The sequence below is a fragment of the Halochromatium roseum genome (genome assembly GCF_016653315.1).
Lineage (GTDB): Bacteria > Pseudomonadota > Gammaproteobacteria > Chromatiales > Chromatiaceae > Lamprobacter > Lamprobacter roseus.
Genome location: NZ_NHSH01000020.1, coordinates 1 through 3,973 on the forward strand (window position 1 = coordinate 1; position 3,973 = coordinate 3,973).

The window sequence follows — 3,973 nt, forward strand, 5'->3', positions numbered from 1 at the left end:
GTTGATTGGCGCGGGTCTTGCTGCATTTGCTCAAATCGACGGGCGGATGATCAAGACACTCACCAAGGCTCCCAGCGGAGCGACACGCACTCGACGGGGGCAGTATGCGTCAGATCGGCATCTTCTTCGGAACGGACTCCAGCACCACCCGACTGATCGCGAAGAAGATCGCAAAAGCGATCAAGGCGCGCCACGGAGAGGGCGTGGTCGCCAAACCGCTGAACGTCAATCGCGCCAGCGCTGATGACCTGTTGGCCTTCCAGGCGCTGATCCTCGGCATACCCACCGATGGCGAAGGCGTGCTCCCCGGCAAGGCCAACGACACCGACGAGGCCGCCTGGCTGGAGCTCCTGCCACAGCTCGACGGCAAGGACTTCAGTGGCATCCGTATTGCCCTGTTCGGGCTCGGTGATCAGGAGAACTATCCGACCCACTTCTGCGACGCCATGATGGACCTGCACAGCCGGTTCTCCAAGGCGGGTGCCCAGATGCTGGGCGGCATCGACACCGGCGGCTTCGAGTTCAAGTGTTCGCGGGCCGTCGTCGATGGACGCTTCGTCGGCCTGGCGTTGGATCAGCACCTGCAGTCGCTGCTGACCGACGCACGCATCGACGCCTGGCTCGACGAGGTCCTCCCGCTGTTGCTCGAGGTCTGCGAAGCGCCGGTACCTGCCTAGTCCCGCTCTGGAAATCGCTGTGCGCTGCCCATCCATTCGGTCGGAGTTGGTCATCTCATGAAGACAGCGCTGGACTGGTCCGCCTACCAGGATGCTGGCATGGGCGACGCCTATGCGGACATCCCGAGGCACGGTGGCGACTTCGCCAAGGCCGTCGCGGTCTGTATCAACAGCCGCCAGTGCGAGGCCGAGACCCGCAAGGGTGTCATGTGTCCGAGCTTTCGCGTCACCGGCGATCCGGCCCTCTCCACCGGTGGGCGAGTGCGGCTATTGAAGGCCTCCCTCAATACCGTAGCGGCCGATGCACACTCGGCTGATGCGACCCAAAGCGAGGCCAGCCTGCTCGATGCAGCCCTCGCCGATCCAACTCTTGCCCGCGCGATGGATCTTTGCGTCGCCTGCAAGGGCTGCAAGCGCGAGTGCGAGAGCAACGTCGACATGGCGTTGATCAAGAGCGAATACCTGGCGCAGCGGGTGCGGCGCGACGGTCTGCGCTGGCGTGCCCGCCTCTTCGCCGCGCTACCTCACTGGCTGTCGCGCTATCGACCTGCCGTGCGCTGGCTGATCGGGATGCGCAACCGCCAACCTTGGCTGGCGCAGCTAGGTCAGCGGTTGCTCGGCATCACCGCCGAGGTCCCCTTGCCGGAGCCCACTCGAGCGCCCTTTGAGCCCGACCCTGAACCCGCCGCCGCACCCGCATCGGCACTGACCGAGGCTTCCACACCGTCGCTACCGGAGGTCGTGCTCCTGGTCGACTGCTTCGGCCGCCATTTCGAGCCCGAGATCCCGCGCGCGGCGCTGCGCGTGCTCAGGGCCGCCGGCTACCGCGTCCACATCGCCGAGCCTGCCGAATCGGACCCGAACCCGAAACGCCCACTGTGCTGCGGGCGCACCTATCTGGCCCAGGGTCTGGTGGAACAGGTCGCCGATGAGGCCAGGCGCCTGCTGAGCGCGCTGCTGCCCCACGCCCGCGCCGGGCGTTGGATCATCGGACTCGAGCCCTCCTGCCTGTTGAGCCTGCGCGACGACCACCTCGCGCTTGGCCTTGGTGACGCGGCGCGGGTTGTAGCCGAGCGCAGCCTGTTGCTGGAGGAGTTCCTGGCCAAAGAGCTCATAGCCAAGCGCCTCAAGCTTCCCTTCACCGATGCGCAAGCGCACGACAGCAGCACTACGTTGGTGCACGGCCATTGTCACCAGAAGGCGGTAGGCGCGATGAAGTCGATGCGCAAGGTGTTGAAGTGGGTACCAGGACTGACGCCGGAGATGATCGACGCCGGCTGCTGCGGCATGGCCGGCACCTTCGGCCTGGAACAGGAGCACGCCGAGCTGTCCCGACAGATGGCCGAGCTTCACTTGCTGCCGCAACTGCGTGCCAATCCGAGCGCGCCCGTCATCGCCAATGGCTTCTCCTGTCGGCAGCAGATTCGTGCCCATACGACGCAACGCCCTCGCCATCTGGCGCAAGTGCTCGCCGACGCGCTGGAGCTGGATCTGGACATGGAGCCGCAGCAGGAGGTCGCTACGCAGCAGGCTGTCGAGCAGAACAGAGCAACACAGAACGGCAGGGCTTGGCTCCGGCATCATGGCGCCGCACAGGCAAAGCAGGGCCGAGTGAGCCAGGTGACTGAGCGATGAACACGGCATCGACCCTCAACACGATAGCGCGCGAGCGACGCAAGCTGCTGGTCTGTGACAGCACTGAACTGGCGGAGCGCCAGCATCGCATCATCCCCTTGCTGTTCAAGAAGCACCCGCAGACCGCGATCGTGCTGCGCTACGCCGGCCAAGTCTACGCCTATCTGAATCAATGCGTGCACATGGTGCGGCGTCTGGACTGCGTGCACGACGCCGTTTTCGATGAACAGCAAGGGCATCTGCGCTGTTCCATGCATGGCATCGTCTTCGATCCGACCTCAGGCGAATCCTTGAGCGTGCTCTGCTCCGGCGAGCGACTCGAGCCCCTGCGCTGCGAGGAGAGCGACGGTCAGGTCTACCTCATCGATAAACACGTGATAGCGCTGATGTAGACAGGGCAACCTGTGATGCACCGGCCTGTCCGTCCTTGCCCTGTTCGCGCAGATACGCCGACATCAGCCGCGCCAACTCCGCCTGGGGCAGATCGCCGCGATCGCGCATGAAGCTGAACTCCATGAAGCCGATCAGCCCCGGCACCAACAGATAGTAGGTCTCATGCCCCACCGGTAGATCCATCACCAGCCCCTTGTTGGCCATCGACTCTAGAATCCCATCCAGCTCCGCCGCCGGCAGACCGGTGCGCTCGACCAGCTCAGCCCGGGTGGCCTCGGTCAGCGGAAAGCGCGCCGCCACCTCGGCCTCACGCGGATCAAACAGCAGCGCGAGGATCTGGCGCAGGCGCGGACTGTCGACCAGGCCTACCGGGTAGCGGTTGAGGCGGTCGATCAGCGGCACCAGGGCCGATTTGTCGTTCAGCAGATGTCCCATAGTGAGGTCTCTTGCGCAAACGCTGTCGGATGCGGAGTGATGTCAATCCCAGAGCGGCGTTGATCGGGACGCCTGCTCGCCCGGGAACCTGGACGACATCCATGGCGGTTCGCCCGCAGGCATGGCAGCGGCGCATCGGCGAACCTTAGTGCTGAAGAGGACCGCGCCGGCCGGGCCTGATAGGCTGCATCCCATCCAGCGGTTGGTCCAGAGTACGTGTTCGACTTCCATGACGACCCTGTTCTCCATCATTGAATCCCCCCAGCCATCCCCGGCTCGAGGCGCTCTACCAGCGCTTGGGGATCACCCAGATCAAGCTTACCTCGCAGCGCAAGGCCCTGCAGGCGCTCAAGCGCAGTGCGCCAGACTGGGTGGTGGCGGAATTCTTCTACGGTTTCGGTAACAACTATGCCGGTGCCAATGTCTGCAATCTCGATGTGTTCCTTGCCAGCCTGAACAAGCAGGCGCCCGAAGCGCGGATCATCGTCCTGGTCAGCAAAGAGCAGGCCCAGTATGTCCCGCTGCTCGCCGAGCGGTTTCCGCTCTCTGCTGTGCTAACTCTGCCAGTCATCGAGGCCGAGGTCGACGCGATTCTGCGCGACGCTGCGATGTCCGTGAGTGAGGCCGCTTCTCAGGTCTGACGCCACTGCAAGAGAGCCCTGTGAGCCGCGATGACCCAAAGCTATCAGCACAATCGCATGTCCTGGCGCCTGATCATCGTCTTGCTGATGGGCCTCTGCACCGCCTGCGAGCCGGTGAATCGCGCATCGACGGGGCCGACACCCGACATCGATGTCATCGAGCTCAGCATCGGCCAGGCGCACGAGGCCTTG

Annotated in this window: 5 protein-coding genes; 4 read left to right on the forward strand and 1 reads right to left on the reverse strand. The window is 64.5% G+C overall.

Going from position 1 to position 3,973, the window contains the following annotated elements; all coding sequences use genetic code 11:
* Positions 1-104: 104 nt before the first annotated feature.
* From CCR96_RS02285 to CCR96_RS02295, 3 genes are read left to right on the forward strand one after another with little or no spacing between them, the layout of a single operon-like run.
* A complete protein-coding gene (locus tag CCR96_RS02285) occupies positions 105-677 on the forward strand; it encodes a flavodoxin (RefSeq protein ID WP_201216009.1) in 573 nt (190 codons plus the stop codon).
* A 57-nt stretch (positions 678-734) separates the two neighbouring features.
* Positions 735-2,312 (forward strand): (Fe-S)-binding protein, encoded by a 1,578-nt coding sequence (locus CCR96_RS02290; RefSeq protein WP_201216012.1) that lies wholly within the window; start codon positions 735-737, stop codon positions 2,310-2,312.
* On the forward strand, positions 2,309-2,704 hold the full coding sequence (locus tag CCR96_RS02295) for a Rieske (2Fe-2S) protein (protein WP_201216033.1): 396 nt from the start codon (positions 2,309-2,311) through the stop codon (positions 2,702-2,704). Before CCR96_RS02290 ends, CCR96_RS02295 begins: the two co-directional genes overlap by 4 nt.
* Here the strand turns inward: CCR96_RS02295 and CCR96_RS02300 are convergent.
* A complete protein-coding gene (locus CCR96_RS02300; protein WP_201216042.1) occupies positions 2,673-3,140 on the reverse strand; it encodes a hypothetical protein in 468 nt (155 codons plus the stop codon). The two genes, CCR96_RS02295 and CCR96_RS02300, sit on opposite strands and share 32 nt — an antisense overlap.
* A 251-nt stretch (positions 3,141-3,391) precedes the next feature.
* Here CCR96_RS02300 and CCR96_RS02305 point away from each other — a divergent pair, with 251 nt between their 5' ends.
* Complete coding sequence (locus CCR96_RS02305; RefSeq protein WP_242518371.1) at positions 3,392-3,781, forward strand: hypothetical protein; 390 nt, start codon at positions 3,392-3,394, stop codon at positions 3,779-3,781.
* Positions 3,782-3,973 lie beyond the last annotated feature (192 nt).

Excerpts from the sequence above, each read along its gene's own strand:
- CCR96_RS02285 (WP_201216009.1), top strand. The coding sequence starts at position 105 with ATGCGTCAGATCGGCATCTTCTTCGGAACGGACTCCAGCACCACCCGA.
- CCR96_RS02290 (WP_201216012.1), top strand. The coding sequence starts at position 735 with ATGAAGACAGCGCTGGACTGGTCCGCCTACCAGGATGCTGGCATGGGC.
- CCR96_RS02295 (WP_201216033.1), top strand. The coding sequence starts at position 2,309 with ATGAACACGGCATCGACCCTCAACACGATAGCGCGCGAGCGACGCAAG.
- CCR96_RS02300 (WP_201216042.1), bottom strand. The coding sequence starts at position 3,140 with ATGGGACATCTGCTGAACGACAAATCGGCCCTGGTGCCGCTGATCGAC.